Raw genomic sequence first — 20,616 nt, 5'->3', positions numbered from 1 at the left:
GGATGAGAGATGGCATCGAATCTGAAAAGGGCGGTTTTGAACTTAGCAAAGCCAATCGTCCTTCCGGTTACAAGAGCAAAATTAAAAAGTTTCTATCAAGGAACCCTTCCTCTCACACCAATCGGCACAGAAAAAGTATTGGTGTTGGCGCCCCATGTCGACGACGAGACGATCGGGCTTGGCGGAACGCTGAATGAGCATCTGAATAAGGGAGGGCACGTAACCGTGGCCTATATAACGGATGGCTCTGGCAGTGTCAGTTCCTTGGCGAAAGCGGAATTGATCCAGAAGCGGAAGGAAGAAGCGGAAGCGGTGCAAAAGCTGTTCGGCTTTCAAAGCATCCGCTATTTAGATTTGCCTGATGGCAGGATTGAAAGCAACGACGACTCTCGCACGCTCATGCTTGAACTGCTTGAGGACGTTCGTCCAGAGATTGTTTATTGTCCAACCTTCGTGGATTGCCACCCTGATCATGTCGCAACGGGAAGGATCTTAGCCGATGTGCTCGCCAGCGAGGACAACACGACCGTTCAGTCGGTTCGTTTATATGAAATCAATTGCCCGATTCCTCCGAATGAAATCAATGTTGTCGTCAATATTACGGATTCATTGGCGAAAAAGGAAGAGGCAGTGGAAATTTTTCAATCGCAGGCAATTGATTTTGATGGCTTTATTGAATTGAGCAAACTAAAGGCAGAGCTAACAAAGGAAGCCAATGTTCGTGCAGTTGAAACCTTTTTACAAATTCCAGCTGCCCTCTATCCTGCTCAATTTCAAGAAGTCGACAAGGACAAGCACCGCTATTCTCACCTGTTTAAGCAAGTCAATAAAGCGGTCACCCTTTTGTGGGGAATCTTTAAAAACTTAGAATTAAAGAAACAAATTTACGGCAATCGTCATAAGGAGACAAAGGGAGCATGAAGATATTACATGTCATTAGCGGTGGAGAAACCGGGGGATCGAGGAAGCATCTCGTCACGCTGCTTGCGCAATTTCCGAAAGAAATGGTGACACTGGCTGTCTTTCAAGAAGGGGCTCTCGCCGAAGAAGCGCGGGAAGCAGGCATTCAAGTGGAAGTGTTTAAACAGACTTCACGATACGATCTCTCGATCCTGAACCGCCTTGTCCGTTTTGTGCAAGAGGAAAACTTTGATATCCTTCATACCCATGGTCCGCGAGCCAATTTATTTGGAACTTACGTGTCATTGCGTTCACAGATTAAATGGGTCACGACCGTTCACAGTGATCCCATGCTCGACTTTATGAAGTCTGGGCTAAAGGGAACGATTTTTACAAAGCTACATCTTCTCGCATTAAAAAGAATGGATTACTATTTTGCTGTATCGGCATTATTTAAAGAAAATTTAGTGAAAATGGGGATTCCTTCCGAGAAAATTAAAACGATTTATAATGGAATTGAGTTTAACGAACTGAAGGCTGCCCCGATAAAACGGGAAAATTTGGGCGTAGGCGAAGAGGACTTTGTCATGACGATGGTGGCGAGATTGCATCCGGTCAAAGGTCATGAAGTCGTTTTTCAGGCGTTAAAGGAAGTGCAATTGCCGCAAGTAAAGCTGCTCCTTGTGGGCGATGGTCCGATTAAGGAAGAATTACACGCCAAGGTGAAAGCTTTAAATATCGAAAATGAGGTCAAATTCCTCGGTTTTCGTGATGATGTCGACGCCCTTTATGCAACATCGAATCTCGCGTTGCTGGCTTCATATAGTGAAAGCTTTCCACTCGCCTTGCTTGAAGCAGCGAATCAACGATTGCCGCTCATTACAACAGATGTTGGCGGCGTCCGTGAACTCGTCCATACGGATGAAACAGGTTGGATCGTTCCGATTAAAGATGCGGAGGCGCTCGCTGCGGCGATCAATAGTGCATATGCCCGTTGGCAAGAAGGGATACTAACGGAGATGGGAGAGAAACTATACGATCACGCATCCCAACATTTTTCTTTAAACCATCTATATAGAGAGATAATCGAAACATATGAAAAAATGATCATTGTCTAGACGCATAAATTCATGTAAGCTATACAAGGAAATGCGTGATTTTGAATAAGGGAGTAACAGAATGGAGAATAAAAACACGATTACTTACTATTTAGTAGTACTTAGTTTATTTTTAATACCGATTGTTTATTTTAAAACGTATGTGGGCCCCATCCCACTTTCAATTGAGATTATTTTAATTCCACTCGTAACACTAGCTGCCATTTACGAATTTCTAAAGGGGAAAATTCGCTTAAATGATTTCAAGGTGTTGCCTCTAGCGTTAGCCTTTGCATTGTTTTTCATCATCTCGGCCATCTCCGTCATACATGCGGTCGATTTAAAATCATCCGTTATGGAAATAGCTCGCTACTTATCCTACGTCGTTCTATTTCTAATTGTCGCGAAGGTTGATTTTACGAAGAAGCAATATTTAGGCTTTGGTCTGGCATTTGGTGCCGCTGTTGTCATCATTGGCGCATTTGGGATTATTCAATACATCTTCGGCATCTCCCTTAATACAGCAGGGCTTTACGCATTGCAAGAGGCAAAGGGAAGAGTCGATTCAACCCTTGTTAATCCCAATTATTATTCTGCGTTCTTAAATTATATTATTCCAACATTAATTTTGCTTTCTGTTGTCTATTTCAAGAATCGCACTGTCCAATTGCTCATTTTTGCCGTCTATGGCATCTATGTTGTCAACGTCATCTTAACGTATACACGCGCTGCCTGGGTCACAATGGCCTGCGCCTTTATCTTAATGGTTTTGTTAATTCCAAAGCACTTCTTAAAAAATGTGATCAAGCCCCATATTTTAATTTCTTTTGTCATTTTAATCACCGTCGTGTTCTTTTTACCAGACTTCCAGTCGCGGGCGAACTCGGCCTTATATGCAATCGAGAAATTATTGCCTAGCGGCGTCTCCCTCAACATTGCCAAAGGAGATCCGGAAGACCTAGAAGGTGATGATGGTGAACTAATGGAAGAAGAGGAAGAAGTCGAGGATGCGACGACAAGCAGAGCCGTTGTCTCGAGAACAACCTTATGGAAAACAGGTTGGTTTATGCTTAGAGATAACCCGGTTCTCGGCGTCGGAATGGGGAATTACACCGCCAACTATAAGGAATATGTAGAGAAGTATCCAGAGCTATACATTGGTCATGACAGCTACTCTGTTCACAACTCCTATCTGAAAGTGGGAGCAGAAACCGGCTTTATCGGCTTAGCCGCTTTTCTTCTTATATATATCATGTACTTCCTGACCCTAATCAAGCTGTATTTTAAACAGAACCTGTTAGGGAAAGTGCTGGCAATCGGATTATTTGTCGGAAGCGTCTGTTACATGGTACAAAACCTGTCGAACAACTTAATCTTTATACCGCAGCTGAACGTTACTTTCTGGTTAACCGCCGGCTTAATGTTAGCCTTCCTGCATAAAAACAAACAGGAGCAAGAGCGGATACATTTTTAAAATAAGCACCCATTTGGGTGCTTATTTTATTGATCCGAAGCAATCTGAGGCATATTTACTTTAGTGTTATATTTTGAAACTTGAGGAAAATATAGATAATTTATTTCCTAGATTAACTTTTTAATAAAAAAACTTCCATTTTTTAATACATATATGTATAATATAGTAGTGCAACCTATATATTGGGTACATGGCACTATTTCAGTCTTCTTTCCTATTAGACTTTTATACTGGTAATATTTACAGACTGTGAAACTTGTAAAAAACAGTTGAAAAATAGTAGAATTTTGGTAGAATGAAAGCATGTTAAACATTCCATTTCTGCTAAAATATACTTTTTTTTTCTTATTCTTACCGTATAGTTTAGTAGAATAGGGATTTTGACTTAACTAGTGTTGCCCGTCAATGAGCAATCATTGATAAAATAATTTTTTTGCAAAACAAGGAGGAAATATTACATGGCTTACCAACCAAAGTCTTACCGTAAGTTTGTAGCAACTGCTGCTACTGCAACTTTAGTTGCATCTGCTGTTGCTCCAGCTGCTGCTGCGGGATTTACTGATGTTTCAGACAATTACAAAGAAGCAGTAGATTTCGTAGTTTCTAAAGGAGCAAAAGGTTTAACTGAAACAAGATTCGGCGTTAGCGAAAACATCAAGCGTGTTGACGCTGCTGTATTGCTTGCTAACGTACTTGAGCTAGACACTGAAAAAGCTCCAGCTGCTGGTTTCACTGATGTACCTGCTCGTGCTCAAGGTGCTGTTAACGCACTTAAAGCTGCTGGTATTACAAACGGTAAATCAGACACTAAATTCGGTGCTAACGATTTAATCACTCGCGGTGAACTTGCTATCTGGATTCAAAAAGGATTCGGATTAGAAGGAAAAGCAGAATTAAAATTCACTGATGTAGGTTCTCGTTACACTGAAGCAGTTGCTGCTTTAGTAGCGAACAAAATCACTCAAGGTAAGAGTGAAACACAATTCGGAACTGCTGACAACGCTAAGCGTGGAGACTATGCGATTTTCTTACATAGAGCACATCAAACATTAGATGTAACTCCAGTAGCTCCAGAAGTTGTTGGTGTAAGTGCGATTAACTCAAAGCAAGCAAGAGTAACGTTTAAAGGTGCTTTACCTGCAAATGTTGATTTTTCTAACTTTGAAATAAATGGTGGATTAACAGTTTCTGCTGTTGAACTTTCTACAGACCGTAAGTCTGCAGTAATTACTGTAAGTTCAGAATTTACTCGTAACCAAGAATACACAGTAAGTGTGTTTGGTGTGAAAGATACAGAAGGAAAAGAATATCCTGAAACTAAAGGTACATTCACTTGGGAAGTTGCTGAAGGTGTAACAGTTGCACTTGAAGCTACAACTCTTGAACAAGGTCAAACTGTTGGTATAACTGTTAAAGATGAAGCAGGAAAAGATGTTAAAGACGCAAGAGTGAAGGTGGAGTCTTATAATACTAATTTAGTAAGTGTAAACCCTAATAACACTCCTTCTGAACCTTCTGAAGTTAAAATTACAGCTAACAATACAAAATTAGCTGGAACTACTGATGTAGTAGTTGAAACTACATTACCAGATGGTTCTGTATTATCTAATACATTCAAGGTAACTGTTAAAGAAGCAGTAACGACGGTTACTAGCGCTGGTTACTCATTAGAAGCAGATCTTACTAATTTAAATGATACAATGGCTAATACAGTTGCTTTCAAAACTTTTGCAAAACCAACTACTTCTGTTGTAGAAGGAACTGGCCCATTCGAATTAGCTGCATTTGGTGAAACAAACGGAGATCCAGATACTGAACATCTTAATTTCACTGGAGCTACTCGTGTAGTATCTTCTAATCCAATTGTTGCAACTGCAGTTTTAGATGATGATGGAATTACAGGTGTGGTTAAAGTTAACCCATTGTCTCCAGGAACAACAACAGTAACAGTAACTATGAAAGACGGATCTCGTAAGACATTCCCAATTACAGTTGCGGCTACTCCAGTACAGAAGTCAATTTCTGTAAATGCAACAACTGTAAAACTTTCAGATGAAAGCCGAAAAGGTACATTAGAAGAGGGTGTAAACAGTCAAAAGGTCATAATTACTTCTTTAGACCAATATGACAAACCTATTGATTTTGTGAATGGAAAGGTTACTGTCTCTTCAAGTACAGAAGGAATTGAATTGACAAAAGCAGACGGTACAAAATTAGTGCCTGGAAATAACGAAGTAGATATTATTGGTGCAGATAATGTAGAATTCTTTATCAATGCTATAGATAATACACCAGTAAGTAACGCTAAAGTAACTGTTAGTTATTTTGCAAAAGCATCAGATGCTAAGCCAACTGTAACAAAAACAATTACTGTAAATGTTGTTGATGTCGATTCAGATGCGATAACTTCATCAATAGACGTAGTTGCTCCAACTGAAATTGATGCAAACTATGAAATTTCTAAGGCAGCAAATGAAATTGATTTCACTTCAACACCAGTGTACGCATTAGATTCAAAAGGTAATCGCGTTGAAAAATTAACTTTAACTACTACTGATGCTACAATTGCAGAGAAAGATAAAGACGATAAGTTTGTATCAGTTACAAATAGTAAAATTGCATTTAAAGAAGTAGATGATGCATTAACATACTTACGTGCAAGTAACACTGTAAACGTTGAAGTGACTGCAGATGGAGTAAAGAAAGTGTTGCCAATTACTTACAAAAACACTGCTGTTGTACCAAATAAAGCAACTGTCTCTACAAGTCCGGTTTCTATCAAATTAGCATCGAATACTAATCAAATCAATATTGAAGATATTATCTTTGGTACAGCTGATGCTGATCAATTAATTACAGATGATTTAACAACTGAAGAAATTATTGGCGTTCGCAAGACTGCTAAAAACGCTGGTTACCTATACAATAAACCATTAGTATCTATTACAGGTACGGATGGAAAAACACTAGCTACTGGTGTAAATGTATATGGTGGAGCTCTAGCTGACTTCGATGCTAATACATTTAACAATGCTATTGTTGAAGCACTTAAAGGTTATAAGGATACAGGCTTTGCTTCTGATAAATTCTTAGTGGATTATGATGTTGCAAATGTGAATGATAATTCAACTATTGTAAATGGAGTAGTAGAACCTAAAGATGGAAAAGCTACAACATTCACTCTAGTAATTAAAGGTATCTATGTAGATGAAGCAATTGATGCTGTTGAGGGTGTAACTTTTGACAGTGCTACAGCTGCTCAAAAGGCTGCTCATAATCTACTTTCTACACCAGTACAACTAAACGTATCTGTATCTAAATAATATCGTTGTAAATAATTATTTAGGCAGATTCAATTATATAAGAAAGACCCTATAGAGTTTTCACTATAGGGTCTTTCTTTATGGGTTCTCTCTAATATTTGTGGGGGTTATCTCACCGTTTAATGTGTAGGGAAAATTATTAAATTAACGAGTTACATAAAACTTGTCTGTTACTTAAAGAAAGATGAAATAGGCCCTTTATGATAATTAAGACGATGGCGATCAAAACTGTATTTTTATGAAGTATGGTCATTTGGTTCTTCTTCAAAATATGAAACATGGTGAAAGGCACAGTGACTTTTTCTTCTTTATGACTGGCAATGCAGTGCTAATAATGACTAAAAAAGTCAACCACCATGAACCTACTAAATTATATAAAATATCCGCATACTTCAACCTTCTAAAAATAACAATTGAAGACCTCACTGAGCAAGGTCTCCAATCACAAATGTAAAAGTGATCATGTTCAGTAAAAAACACTAACTACATTGATCATCATGTACATAACTTATTCCATATGTAGGCTACATAAAAATCGTTATCCTTCATTTTTTCTCTGCCTTATTCATTTCCTTTTTCAGCTTTAATAATAGTTTTTGTTTTTTCACTAAGTATTGGGTGATCGGGTAGCGATCAGGGCCAACGGTTAATCGTTTATATTGGTCGGCTGTCGTCAGCTTGTGGTTGAAAGAAGATTGTTGCCCTGGAATCGAGAATGATAAAGTCATTCATGAACAAAATCAATGTACGTGCTCGTAAAAAGAATGTTCGTTTAATATGATCAGGGTTGAACCATATATTATCTTCATGAAATCGCGATCTTGTTGGGAAAAGGATAATTTGTTCAATCGGGTCAACGACAATTGGGCAAAGGTGGTTTTTACCAAGGAGCCATTTAGCGGTATCAAGGGCGCTTTTTAAGTTATAGCCATTGCAGCGAATACTGTAATCAATGACATTCAGCGGGGGAAGAGTGACAACAAACAGACGATCTTCTTCTCTGACTAAGGAATAGTGGTTCCCGTGTCGATCAAAAATGCTAGAAATACAGATCATTTTTGGCGATATTCGATAACTTTCTTTTAAGTACAATGGTTTCATCCTCCTTTAATTTTTTAGCCCATCCGCACTTTATTGGTTATCGTCACTTTTAATAAGGTATGACAATTAGCCTATACAATAGCTCCTTTTCTTCTAAATTAGTGAAAATGGGTCTAAATACCTCAATACAAAAATACTATTATTTGGAAGATAAATCAGCTAATGAATCAGTAAAAATGTGACAAAATTAGTAAATTTTTCAAAAATATAAAGAAGACGAACTCTATAGAACTTAAACATAGAGACCGTCTTCTTTTGTTTGTCTTCAAGAAAGGAGATGGCTTCTCACATAAAGAGAGCAAGAACCAAAAAGGTTGTTTTTTAGCAACACATCTCACAGTCATCACAAGATAATCAAGCGCTAACGATTTTCGAGCTTATTATAAAGTGAACATGGATTAGAGAGCCTCAGCTTTATTCGCTTTAGCTGCATCAACCATGAGCAAAATGGCAGTAATAATATGCATGACCATTCCTACAAACGGAATCCATGCAATCACAGATGTGACGATGCCAAGAATACTCCCATGCTTACTCTCATTATCTCGCAAAGAAAAAACTAACGTAATAATATGCAATATCCCCATTAGCATTAAAGGTGTCCACAGGTATGCAAGGACAATCGAACCACCGATAATCGGAATCCCCAAAAATGCTTCAAGCCCTCCTGTAACCCATTTTAAAATGGTTGAAACTTTCATTGCGCACATAACCTCCTCTTACGATCTAAATGTGTCCATAACTAGCGAAATGGATGAATGAATAATGAATGATGACGAATGGACGATTTAAGTATATCAAACTTCTTTTACCTATAGGGGCTAACTGGTGAATTTCCTTTGTTCAAACACGATTTGTAAAAGGGGGGCACACTATGAACATGACGGCTCAAGCCATTTCCGATCAGTGAAGGCACGCATAGCAAAGAAGCTTACTTACTTACTCTGCAAGCTTCAGCGTGTTGCCAACTCTTAAGGTAAAAAGCCTTCGGAGCAGTGAAGCACTGAAAACAGGGAACGTTTGCATCCACTTTGCCACATGTCAATTATGGATTCTTTTTGCTTTCAACGATTTCTAAATGCTCTTTCAGCGCTTTCTGAATCGTTTCTTTCTCTTCATCAGAAACAATGAGGTAATAAATCGAATGGATGCGTGTTCCTTCACCGGTAATCGTCAGCTGCTCCATTTCCTTCGCTGCATCCTTATAATTCTTTTGAATATCGATCATTTCGTTAAAGGTAAGATTCGTGCGGATATTTTCCCCAAGTGCATTGAAAATATTTTTATAATTGGTCAAGGAGGATAAGCTAGCCCCTTCTTTAATGACCGCTTCGATGATTTGCCGCTGTCTTAATTGGCGCCCGAAATCACCTCTCGGATCTTCGTATCTCATCCGCGTATACAACAATGCTTTTTCTCCGTCCAAGGTGATTTCCCTTTTCGGGAAGTGGACGCCCTCAATTGTAAAATCCAAATCATTATCAACCGTGACTCCGCCGACGGCATCGACGATGTCTTCAAAGCCCTCCATATTTACTTGCAAATAGAAATCGATCGGGATGTCTAAAAAGTTTTCAACCGTGTCCATCGACATTTTCACTCCGTCAAAGGCGTAAGCATGGTTTATTTTATCCTCCGTTCCACGCCCGATAATTTCTGTGCGCGTGTCGCGGGGAATGCTCAACATTTTGACTGATTGCAACGTAGGATTTACGGTTAACACAATCATTGTATCGGAGCGCCCCCGATCCCCTTCTCTTTCATCGACTCCTAGCATTAAAACCGAGAAGGGCTCCTTATCCTTTAGAGTAAGATCCTCGACTCTCTTCTCAGACACTTCTCGCTCGATAGGTTCGTGCATCGTATCGACCGTGTCTGTCAAAGCTTTATACACAGAATAGCCATATGCTCCCACCGCAACTAGAAGTAAAAGGGAGAAAACTCCGATGATCTTTACCCATTTTTTCCTCTTCTTTTTTACCTTCGCTGAGCGCCCTTCCATAAACGAATTCCTCCACGGGTTAGTATAATTGAACTATATCAAATTTCATGAAAATAATATAGAAAAACTCATATACCTTTTCATTAGAATGCACAAAAGTAGGCGATTTCACACTTGTGAATAGATAGATACGATCAGCGCAAGTAAAGATTTGATGAGAAATTTTTACACCGAAGTAAATATATTTAAAATATTATTAATAGTTCGAATTATCGTGGTTGAATCATCGTTCATTTGCTAGAATAAGCAATGGATCTTGTACAAACGTCATGGAAGAAAAATTCGACGAGGAGAAAAGGAGGTTTAACGAATTTGAAAAAGTATGTGAAAAGCCGGAGTAGTAGATTTCTCATTGCTTCTGCTCTTGCAGTAGGTTTCCTCATTACAAGTGTTCAATCGGCATCTGCACAATCATTCACCGATGTCTCTGCCAAGTACGCCGAAGCGGTCAGCTTCTTAACTGAAAATGGCGCACAAGGACTGACTGAGCGTACATTTGGTGTGAATGAGGAAATTAAGAGAGTCGATGCAGCTGTATTAATCGCCAACATGCTTAAGCTTGATAGTGAGAAAGCGCCAGCTTCAGGGTTCACCGATGTTCCGAAAAGAGCGGAAGGGGCTGTTAATGCCTTGAAGGCAGAGGGAATTACGTCTGGGAAAACGAAGACAAGCTTTGGTTCGGCGAATTCCATCACCCGTGGAGAGCTGGCGCTTTGGCTGCAAAAAGGATTTCAGTTAACCGGCGAAGAAAGTGCTCCATTCACCGATGTTTCGCCGCGATACAAATCCGCAGTTTCAGCGCTCCTAGCGAATCGAATTACAAATGGAATTTCAAATCATTAATTTGGCACAAATGCTCCGATTAAACGTGGAGATTTCTCTATTCTTGCCTATAAGTCCTTCATTGCTAATCAATATTCGAAAGCTCAGCCGCTTGAATTAAAATCAATCAACGGCACTACCGTACATGTAAAAATAAAGGGTAAATTGACGATCGCGCGCCCATCCCTTTTTCAATTTACTGGCGGTCTTGACGTAAAAGAGGCTCGCATAAGCGCCAATCGCGAAGAAACAACAGTTGAATTAACGACATCCCTTCAGAAACCGGGGGGAACCTATAAACTAATCGTCTTTGGTCTGCTCCCAGTAAAGGGTGATCTGTCTTTCACAACACCACCAATGACAGATACGCCAACCAATCCGGGTAATCCTGGAATCCCAGGCAACCCGGGCAATCCAGGTGGAGAGCGACCTGGCGGGAGCTATACCGGTAACGATTTTTCCGGAACGGCTGGTAGCCCGAAAATTTATAACGGCGATGTCACCGTCAATCTAGCGAATATAGCTTCGCTCAGCCATTCGGTCGTAAAAGGGAATCTTACTCTAAGCGGGACAGCGGCGCCGAACCTTGCTTTGACAAATATAACCGTTGAAGGGGATCTCGATTTATCAAAGCTCAGCACTAAGGTCAATTTTGAATTGACAAATGTAACAGTTGCCGGAGAAACCATTTTTTAATAAAAAATGAGGGAGATTGAGAAATGAACAAAAGGAAATGGAAGAAGCCTCTTAACTTGTTTTTGTCCTTCGTTATCACGGTCAGTCTCATCATACCGGTTCATTCCTCCGCCGCAACCGCAGCAGTCGTGGCAGATGATTTGCTGATTTCGGAGTATATTGAGGGGTCAAGCTTTAATAAAGCGATAGAATTATTTAATGGGACAGGCACGGCGGTTGATTTAAGTGATTATACGTTGGAGCTTTATGCAAATGGTGCTGCAACAGCCGGAAACAGGCTTGCTTTATCAGGGACACTAGAGAATGGAGCAACGTATGTTATATCCCATTCGTCTGCAGATCAAGAAATTAAAGCTGTAAGTGACCTCGAGCATTCAAGTGTTATAAATTTTAATGGCAATGATCCAGTTGTCCTTCGAAAAAGTGGTGAAGTGGTCGATTCCATCGGACAAGTTGGGAGATCAGACGATTATATGAAGGATGTCACCCTTGTCAGAAAACCGAATATCACAACTGGCGATAAAATCATTGATGACCCTTTTGACCCGAGTGTTGAGTGGCTTTCTCTTCCTCAAGATGACGTTTCTAATCTTGGTCGTCACACATTTGGGGCGGAAGATCCGGATGAAGAACCTGAACAGCCTGCGATTCTTTCGATTGCAGATGCACGTCAACGTTCATTAGGCTCTACTGTAACGGTTAAGGGTGTTGTTACGGCAAAGCTGAAGAATACGATTTCGATTCAGGACGAGACAGGTGGAATCGCTGTCAGACCGACGAGCTTGAACGCTGCGGTCGGTGATGAAATGACGGTAACAGGGAAATTGGGTGACTATCGTGGATTATTGCAGCTCGATTCCGCTGTCATCGTTAACAAGATCGAGAATGTTGGAACTCCTGCACCACTTGAGGTGGAAGGGAATGAATTGAACGAAGACTTAGAATCACAGCTTGTTGTCGTAAAAAATGTCCAGTTAACAGAGGTTGATGACGGCAGTGCTTGGGCTAATTTTACGGCAACAGATGGAACGGGCGAATTTCTTGTTCGTGATGAAAACAATCATTTGGGCTTAATGAAAGGCAACACATATGAATCGATTACTGGAATTGTCCAGCAATATAATCAAAACTATCAAATTCTTCCGCGCTCCATCGCCGATATTGTAGAGGATAGCTCGGTCATCCAGCCAGTAGTTGCTTCACCGGGCAGCGGAACATTTGTGAACGGCACAACCGTTGCATTGACGACAAGTACGAAGGATGCGACCATTTTTTATACATTGGATGGCAGCAATCCGATTGAAAATGGCATAGAGTACACTTCTCCACTAGACATACAGGAAGATACGACTCTTAAAGCCGTTATCAAAACCGTTGATGGGCAATGGGGAGAGGTGCAGACCTTTCAATACAACATAACAGATGCCCTGAGAATACATGACATTCAAGGAGCGGGACATGTAAGTGAGTATGATCGACAAACAGTGGAAAGAATTGAAGGAGTAGTCACGTATTCATTCTTTTTAAATGGCTCCAACTATTATCATATTCAAACACCAGATGACCAAATGGACGACGATCCTGCCACATCTGAGGCCATCGTTCTATACAGTGGCAATAAGGAATGGCCGATTGAAGTCGGGGATTTAGTCTCAGTTACGGGAACGGTCAGTGAGTATGCCATTGATGGTTATAATGATCGTCAGGAAACAGATTTAAAGATGACGCAAATCAATGTTCGTGATGATCGTGGCGGAAATGTAGACGTCATTGAAAAAAATGTTCCGTTGCCTAAGCCGATTTTAATCGATGAAAGCAATTTACCGACGGAACATATTGATAGTGATCATTTACAAGTCTTTAACCCAGATGTAGATGCGATCGATTTTTGGGAAAGTCTTGAGGCGATGAGGGTCCAAGTCGGCAACGTCAAAGCGGTCGCCCCGCAGGAGCATGGCGATTTGGTCACCGTATTAGAAAGTGCTCCAACAGATACGATTCATGGCGGTGTATTATACGAGGAAGATGATCAAAACGCCCATCGCATCCATTTCCGCCTTGAGCCGAACGGACCTGCCCGCAATTTTGAAGTAGCGACAGGTGATCGCTTCAATGGTCCGATTACAGGTGTCGTCGGATACTCTTATCAAAATTACAAAATTTACACTTCATTGGCTGAAATGGAAGATGCTTTTGAAAGAGGAGAAACAGAGCCGGAAACAACATCGATTGTGAAAGATCCGAGGAAACTAACCGTGGCTTCTTATAATCTCGAGAATTTTTCCAACAACATAAGCCAAACCTCTAATGATAAAGCACAGAGATTAGCGCGGGCATTTGTTGCCGATATGAAAAATCCCGATATTGTCGGGGTCACAGAAGTTCAAGATAACAACGGAACCTTGGCTGGTGATTCGGATGCCTCCGAGAGTTATCAACGGTTGATCGCTGAGATTAAAAAGGCAGGTGGTGTCGAGTACGATTACGTCAATATTAACCCGATCAATAACCAAGATGGGGGCGCACCAGATGCTAATATCCGTGTCGGATTCCTGTATAATCCTGAACGAGTTTCACTCGTTGATGGCATTCCTCACGGAGATGCAACAACGGCTGTCGGCTTTGAAAATGGCAAATTAACGCTTAACCCAGGGCGAATTGATCCGACGAATCCGGCCTTTAACAGTAGCAGAAAGCCGCTTGCAGCCCAATTCCGTTTTAACGGTGAAGATGTGATCGTCATCGCCAACCATTGGAATTCAAAATCAGGTGACACGCCGTTATTTGGTGCCATTCAGCCGCCTGAATATAAAAGCGAGGTGCAAAGGCAGCAGATTGCCGAAATAGTCTACAATTTTGTCCACGACATAAAGGAGAAAGACCCGCAAGCGAATGTCATTTCACTTGGTGACTTCAATGATTATCCATTTTCCAAGTCGTTGAAGATTCATGAAGGTGATTTAATGACGAACATGATTAATCAGGTTCCTGCTGCTGAGCGATACACATATGTCTATCAGGGGAACTCACAAGTATTGGACCATATTCTCGTCTCAAATCATCTTGCTGCAAAAACAGAAGTCGATATTCTTCATATCAATGCGGATTTTACGGATATGGCAGGACGAGCCAGTGATCATGATCCGGTTATGATTCAAGTGGATCTCGCCGGCGACATGGTTGAGGCAGAAAAAACGTACCATCTGGTGGCATTTAAAACAAATAAATTAACGATTTCATCAGAACGTGTCGCCCTAACATTAGCTGCTTCATCAGAAATCAAAGAGGCGATCTATCTACACAGTCAATACGCTGAGTTAAAAGGTGCAAGCTTGAAAGAAACAACGATTATCGTTCAGCCAGCTGAGCCAAATGCCATTCTCGATTTTAACGGCAGCGAGGTAAAGCAGGTCATGATTGACGGAACGAATGTGAAAGAAATACGCGGTGCCGAGCAGATTATCGATCACATTCAATACAAAAATGGTGCTACTCCAGAAGCGATTAAGTTCACAGATTCGAAAGGAGAGCTTATTAGCTCTCCTTCTTTACCGGAAGCTGCCTACTATCAAGCAGCCTTTGGTAAAACAGGTGCTGAACTGAAAAGCACGCTTCACAATATTATTAACGATCATACGATGCTCCCTTACAGTACGGTTTGGGAAGCGTTAAAGGAAACCGATGAAGACCCGAACAACCCGGAGCATGTTATCCTCTTCTATTCGGGCATTTCCCGTGCAAAATCGAGCAATGGCGGAAATGTCGGGCAATGGAATAGGGAGCATGTTTGGGCACAATCGCACGGAAATTTTGGGACAAGCATGGGACCGGGAACCGACATTCATCATTTGCGCCCGACAGATGTCCAAGTCAACAGCGCAAGAGGAAATTTAGATTTTGACTATGGCGGCAGCCCCGTAAAAAACTGCGACGACTGCTTACGCACATCGCAATCATGGGAACCCCCTGATCGCGTCAAAGGCGATGTCGCACGAATGCTCTTCTACATGGCCGTCCGCTACGAAAGCGATGATCGGGTAGATTTAGAACTGAATGATTCATTAAACAATGGCTCAACGCCTTACCACGGGAAATTGTCCGTCCTCCTGCAATGGCACGAACAGGACCCGGTCGATGACTATGAACGCAACCGCAATGATGTCATTTATGAAAAATGGCAACACAATCGCAATCCCTTCATCGATTACCCGGAGTGGGCAGAAGACATATGGGGTGAAATATAATAGTCCAGAAAGCACAGGCATGGAGCCTGTGTTGTTTTTTTTACTATTCCTTCTTGTAGGCGGAATGAATCTTGGCAAAGTCAGGGCGTCAGTATTGTTAAAGTGGATGTTGTCGGGGTGGGTACACGAAATTGCGTGTGAAATCATCCTAAGCCCCATGAGCTTGTTTCTGAGCAATGTCGTGTCAGCCGCCCAACGTACTCTTAATTGGTGACGGCACAATTATTTATTATACAGACGCAATTCGATGCCAAACACGCGCAATCATCGCGAGAATCAGCGTAATCTGGAGTCAAGCGCGCAATAGAGCGTTAAACCAGCGTAATCCCGTGTCAATCGGCGCAATCCTCAAGAAAATCAGTGCAATTCTGGGCCAAGCACGCCTAATCATTGCGAGAATCAGCGCAATCTCGCACGAAACGCTCATGCAAACCAAATTAAATACTAGTATTTTAGCGATAAACAATGAAACTATTTAACCAAAAAATAAAATAATAGTAAATATAGGTAAATTTATGAAACTATTAACAGTAAAATAACGTATAATTATATGTATGCGTCATTCCGGAACCATTTTTTGTTTCTGGACTCTCGTATCTATTACATTCAAGGAGGCTAGAAAATGAAGAAATCTATCAAAGGGAAAGGACTGGCAGTTGGACTAGCGGCTTCGTTAGTCATAAGTTCATTCCTGCCGGGAATTTCTCTCGCTGCTGAAAAGGGAGTTGGTGAACGAACCTATGAACAGCTTGAGCGCCTAGGTCTTAAACAAGACGAAGTCAAAGCCAGCAATGTGACAAAAGGTGAAGAGCAAAAGTATGCGGACAACCAGCTCGTCATTAAGTACACAACTCCTCTTTCTGCTAGTGATCATCGCAAAGCTGGCGGTAAGCAAGTGAAAAGGTTCTCGAGCTTGGGTTATGATGTCATCGAGATTCAGGGGAAAAATACGCTAGAGGCGGTTGCGAAGGCATATGCGAAACTGCCGAACGTTACATCTGTCTCAAGAAGTGCATACGCAAAGCGTTTAGGAACCGTTGATCCAAAGGCTTCATCGATGTACCATTTGAAAAATTTAAATGTGGCCAAAGCACAATCGATGGCCGGCAAAAACAAGGTAAAGGTTGGGGTTATTGATACAGGAGTTTACGCTAACCATCCTGAATTGAAAAATCAGATTGTTGCCAATAAAAATGCAATGGACCCAATGAAAAAAGGGTTGGCAGATACTCACGGCACCCATGTTGCTGGGATTATTGGCGCGGAAAAGAACAATGGAGTGGGAGGCTACGGAATTGCGCCGAATAGTGATATCGTCTCCATCGATGTATTCAATCGTTCAATGTTTGTAACAGACTATGTTATTGCCGAAGGGATTTTAGAAGCCATTCGCCAAAAGGTTAAAGTTGTCAACATGAGTTTAGGTACTTATATGCCATCACCGATTCTACAAGACGCTGTTCAAAAAGCGATCGACAGTGGTATTGTGATCGTTGCAGCTGCAGGGAATGATGGAGAGAGCATTCAAAATTATCCAGCATCGTTTGATGGTGTCATAAGCGTTGGCGCAACTGATTCAAGCAATAAGCTCGCATTTTTCTCTACATATGGGCCATCAGTTGATGTTGTCGCTCCAGGACATATGGTTTATGCACCTGTATTTGATCCAGATAAAGGCGCTTCATTTGTTGAGATGAGTGGAACATCTATGGCATCACCTGTTGTGGCAGGTGCGGTATCACTTTTATTATCGAAACATCCTAATCTAACACCATATCAAGTAAACTATATTTTAACGAAGACGGCTAAAGATCTTGGAGATAAAGGCTATGATTTAAAGTATGGTTATGGAATGGTAGATTTGGAGAAGATGCTATCATTTGATCCAAAGAAAATTCCAGCAAATCCTGCTGTGAAAGAAAGTGAAAAACTTTCTAAAGCAAAAGAACTTGGTGAGTTTGAAGAGAAAGAACTCTCAGGGAAAATTACAAAGTTAAATCAAGAAGATTTGTATAAAACAAAGGTTAAAAAAGATGAATATGTTCAAATTAGCCTTGAAGGGGCAAAGAAATTTGATCTTAAGTTCGAGCTTCTGTTCTTCAAAGAAGGGCAAACAAAGCCTGCCAAAGTGAAAGAAATCAACGATGCTATTGAGGGAGCAACAGAAGGGACGTTATTCAAAGCTCCTGATAACGGCACGCTCGTTGTAGCTGTAAAGGATAGCTTCGGAAAGTATCTGGAAGATGGTCAATACACGTATAAGCTACAATTGGAAAAGAGTGAGCAATTACCAGAGGATACAAACACTTTCGATAATCCAGTAGTCATTGATAGTCTTCCGCATAAGAGTGGACTTAAATACTACTTTGTAGATGAAAAAGAACTGGATGAAGAAGTAGAGGAAAATGGCGATTCTGACTTTTTCCAATTCACGATCCCTGGAAGTGAAGAAGCTGGTCCGCAGTTAGTGAAAATTGATCTATCTGGCGTACCTGGAATTGACTCAACGATTATACTTCATGCGATTGAAGAAATGGATGGTGAGGAATTCCAATATGAAATGGATATGGTGTCAGATCGAGGATTTGGCCAAGGTGAGTCCTTGACATTTACTGCTTATCCAGGACAAAAGTTTGTCGCTGAAATTACAAACCGATCATATTTCTCTGATTTCTTCTTCCTTCTTGGTGCTGAACCGGTAATCGATAAGGAAAGAAGCTTTTCTTCTTTAAAACCTTATGGAATTTCCATCGATTATAAGGAAGCAACAGAAGATGAAGATGGTCTTCCATTTGATATGGGATATCCGGAAGATTATTTATTTGAAGATGATTTTGAAGGGTATCAACAGAAAAAAGCTGAGTTACGCTCAAAAGCTTTATCTGGAGAAAAAGCAATAGATGCATTCGATACAGAAGATGCAGTAGATGATGAAGTAAATGAAGAGCTGCAAATGATTATGGATTTAGCGATTCCTTTTGAGGAAAATGAAACAGTTACAGGCTCTCTTCAAATGAGTGGTGACCAAGATTGGTTTGCCTTCACTCCAGAGGAAAGCTCTATTTTTGAATTGTCTATGAACAATTCGTCCAGCTACAGTCCTGTAGGGATGGAAGTTTATAAATATGATCCAGATGCGAAAGATTTGACTTATCTCTATACAAATATGTCGATGCCATTTGAAGGTCCGGTAACGTATAAAGATAAATTCACTGTAGGTTTACAGGAAGGAGAAACATACTACTTTGTGGCTGTAGACCCAATGTACCGTCCTGTATTCAATCCATATCGCTTCACGATTAAGTCAAAAATTAAAAATGTTGCAGATGCATTTGAAGCAAACGATTCGTTTGAGAATGCAACAAAGATTACAACAAAAGGAATCACGGCAAATTATTCACTTGTTGGTGACACGGACATTTATTACTTCAAACCAGGGAAAGAGGGCATTTATGGGGTTAGCGTAACACCAGGTGCAATCCCAGCTAAGTATAAAAATGCACCAGATGCACAAAAATCAGAAATCGACCCTGTATTAGCGATTGTGGAAGATACGAATGGAAACGGCAAGCTCGATCCAGATGAAGAGGGCAGAATCACTTTAATTGATAACACTCTTTATAATGAAGAAGAGCGTGGAAGCTTCCGTGCGAAAAAGAATGCTGGTTACATCATTGTTACGTACGATTATGATGGAAACAATTCTTCATTAACTCCATACGTGCTAAAAGTGACCGAGGCAAATCAAAAGGATGAGGATAGCGGTTCAGTAGTTAAGAACAACATCCCATCGAAGCCGTTATCACTTAAGCGTCCGGCACCAAATCGCTATTACGCAACCGGATATATGAACATGACCTCTAACAAAGGGGACGTCGATTACTACAAGTTTGTGGCAAGCAAAAATACTAAGCTCACCCTTACTTTAGAATTACCATCAGATTTAGATGGCAAAGTCACGGTCTACAATGCAAGTGGCAAAGCGGTCGCAAGTGCTGATCATTACGGCAAAGGCGACGATGAAGTCCTACCGCTAAACCTGAAAAAAGGAACTTACTACATCAAAGTCGAAGATGTGATGGGCTCCGCTAGCACAGAACCATATCGACTCGTTTTAAAATAAGTCAAACAAAGCCAATAAATTGTCATCCATTTGACCATTTATTGGCTTTTTCTTATTACGTGCCCCAAGAATCCGTTTTTAAAGATTGCAAGGGTTTTTTTGGATGCTTGGCTGGCTAACAAACTTTAGGGATTAGGCACGAAACAATTCATTCCTTCGAGCTTGCGGTCGAATGAGAGCTGTATTGGACATAAATCGCAGTCAATCTCCCGAGCTTGCGGTCAAATGGAAGTCGTATTAGACATAAATCGCAGTCAATCTCCCGAGTTTGCGGTCGAATGGAAGTCGTATTGGACATAAATCAAGTCAATCTCCCGAGCTTGCGGTCGAATAGAAGTCATATTGGACATAAATCAAGTCAATCTCCCGAGCTTGCGGTCAAATCGAAGTCATATTGGACATAAATGAAGTCAATCTCCCGAGTTTGCGGTCAAATGGAAGCCGTATTGGACATGAATCGAAGTTAATCTCCCGAGTTTGCGGTCGAATGAGAGCTGTATTGGACATAAATCAAGTCAATCTCCCGAGTTTGCGGTCGAATGGAAGACGTATTGGACATAAATCGCAGTTAATCTCCTGAGCTTGCGGTCGAATGGAAGACGTATTGGACATAAATCGCAGTTAATTTCCCGAGTTTGCGGTCAAATGGAAGACGTATTGGACATAAATCAAGTCAATCTCCCGAGTTTGCGGTCAAATAGAAGTCATATTGGACATGAATCGAAGTTAATCTCCCGAGTTTGCGGTCGAATGAGAGCTGTATTGGACATAAATCAAGTCAATCTCCCGAGTTTGCGGTCGAATGGAAGACGTATTGGACATAAATCGCAGTTA

General features: G+C 40.9%; 11 protein-coding genes. 8 read left to right on the top strand and 3 right to left on the bottom strand.

The annotated features are described in order from the left end of the window. Window positions 1-9: 9 nt before the first annotated feature. The 4 genes from PZE06_RS19150 to PZE06_RS19135 all read left to right on the top strand — a co-directional run bounded on the left by PZE06_RS19150 (window position 10) and on the right by PZE06_RS19135 (window position 6,794). Complete coding sequence (locus tag PZE06_RS19150) at window positions 10-921, top strand: PIG-L deacetylase family protein (RefSeq protein ID WP_150948760.1); 912 nt, start codon at window positions 10-12, stop codon at window positions 919-921. Next, window positions 918-2,018, top strand: a complete 1,101-nt coding sequence (locus PZE06_RS19145) for a glycosyltransferase family 4 protein (RefSeq protein WP_150948757.1) — start codon at window positions 918-920, stop codon at window positions 2,016-2,018. Before PZE06_RS19150 ends, PZE06_RS19145 begins: the two co-directional genes overlap by 4 nt. A gap of 61 nt (window positions 2,019-2,079) precedes the next feature. Continuing rightward, window positions 2,080-3,471: an O-antigen ligase family protein gene (locus tag PZE06_RS19140; protein ID WP_150948754.1), complete on the top strand. Its 1,392-nt coding sequence runs from the start codon at window positions 2,080-2,082 to the stop codon at window positions 3,469-3,471. 458 nt (window positions 3,472-3,929) lie between these two features. Continuing rightward, window positions 3,930-6,794: an S-layer homology domain-containing protein gene (locus PZE06_RS19135; RefSeq protein WP_150948751.1), complete on the top strand. Its 2,865-nt coding sequence runs from the start codon at window positions 3,930-3,932 to the stop codon at window positions 6,792-6,794. Between the two features lie 654 nt (window positions 6,795-7,448). Here the strand turns inward: PZE06_RS19135 and PZE06_RS19130 are convergent. The 3 genes from PZE06_RS19130 to tagU all read right to left on the bottom strand — a co-directional run bounded on the left by PZE06_RS19130 (window position 7,449) and on the right by tagU (window position 9,897). After that, a complete protein-coding gene (locus PZE06_RS19130; RefSeq protein WP_191963261.1) occupies window positions 7,449-7,886 on the bottom strand; it encodes a competence protein ComK in 438 nt (145 codons plus the stop codon). 407 nt (window positions 7,887-8,293) lie between these two features. Continuing rightward, entirely contained in the window at window positions 8,294-8,596 is a 303-nt protein-coding gene (locus tag PZE06_RS19125) for a hypothetical protein (RefSeq protein WP_150948745.1), read from the bottom strand. Between the two features lie 344 nt (window positions 8,597-8,940). Continuing rightward, on the bottom strand, window positions 8,941-9,897 hold the full coding sequence (gene tagU, locus PZE06_RS19120) for a polyisoprenyl-teichoic acid--peptidoglycan teichoic acid transferase TagU (protein ID WP_150948742.1): 957 nt from the start codon (window positions 9,895-9,897) through the stop codon (window positions 8,941-8,943). A 312-nt stretch (window positions 9,898-10,209) separates the two neighbouring features. Here tagU and PZE06_RS19115 point away from each other — a divergent pair, with 312 nt between their 5' ends. From PZE06_RS19115 to PZE06_RS19100, 4 genes are all read left to right on the top strand, one after another. Beyond that, a complete protein-coding gene (locus PZE06_RS19115; protein WP_191963260.1) occupies window positions 10,210-10,740 on the top strand; it encodes an S-layer homology domain-containing protein in 531 nt (176 codons plus the stop codon). Between the two features lie 144 nt (window positions 10,741-10,884). Continuing rightward, a complete protein-coding gene (locus PZE06_RS19110; RefSeq protein ID WP_150948737.1) occupies window positions 10,885-11,415 on the top strand; it encodes a hypothetical protein in 531 nt (176 codons plus the stop codon). A 23-nt stretch (window positions 11,416-11,438) separates the two neighbouring features. Then, complete coding sequence (locus PZE06_RS19105) at window positions 11,439-15,659, top strand: endonuclease (protein ID WP_150948735.1); 4,221 nt, start codon at window positions 11,439-11,441, stop codon at window positions 15,657-15,659. Between the two features lie 622 nt (window positions 15,660-16,281). Then, entirely contained in the window at window positions 16,282-19,782 is a 3,501-nt protein-coding gene (locus PZE06_RS19100; RefSeq protein ID WP_150948733.1) for a S8 family serine peptidase, read from the top strand. The last annotated feature ends 834 nt before the right edge of the window (window positions 19,783-20,616 follow it).

It is taken from the genome of Robertmurraya sp. DFI.2.37 (assembly GCF_029211245.1).
GTDB lineage: Bacteria > Bacillota > Bacilli > Bacillales > Cytobacillaceae > Robertmurraya > Robertmurraya methanolica_A.
The sequence above is the reverse complement of the archived record's forward strand: the minus strand, read 5'-3'. Positions and strand labels throughout refer to the sequence as shown.

Coding starts and splice junctions, on each gene's coding strand:
- PZE06_RS19140 (WP_150948754.1), top strand. CDS start 2,080: ATGGAGAATAAAAACACGATTACTTACTATTTAGTAGTACTTAGTTTA.
- PZE06_RS19105 (WP_150948735.1), top strand. CDS start 11,439: ATGAACAAAAGGAAATGGAAGAAGCCTCTTAACTTGTTTTTGTCCTTC.
- PZE06_RS19125 (WP_150948745.1), bottom strand. CDS start 8,596: ATGAAAGTTTCAACCATTTTAAAATGGGTTACAGGAGGGCTTGAAGCA.
- PZE06_RS19145 (WP_150948757.1), top strand. CDS start 918: ATGAAGATATTACATGTCATTAGCGGTGGAGAAACCGGGGGATCGAGG.
- tagU (WP_150948742.1), bottom strand. CDS start 9,897: ATGGAAGGGCGCTCAGCGAAGGTAAAAAAGAAGAGGAAAAAATGGGTA.
- PZE06_RS19135 (WP_150948751.1), top strand. CDS start 3,930: ATGGCTTACCAACCAAAGTCTTACCGTAAGTTTGTAGCAACTGCTGCT.
- PZE06_RS19150 (WP_150948760.1), top strand. CDS start 10: ATGGCATCGAATCTGAAAAGGGCGGTTTTGAACTTAGCAAAGCCAATC.
- PZE06_RS19100 (WP_150948733.1), top strand. CDS start 16,282: ATGAAGAAATCTATCAAAGGGAAAGGACTGGCAGTTGGACTAGCGGCT.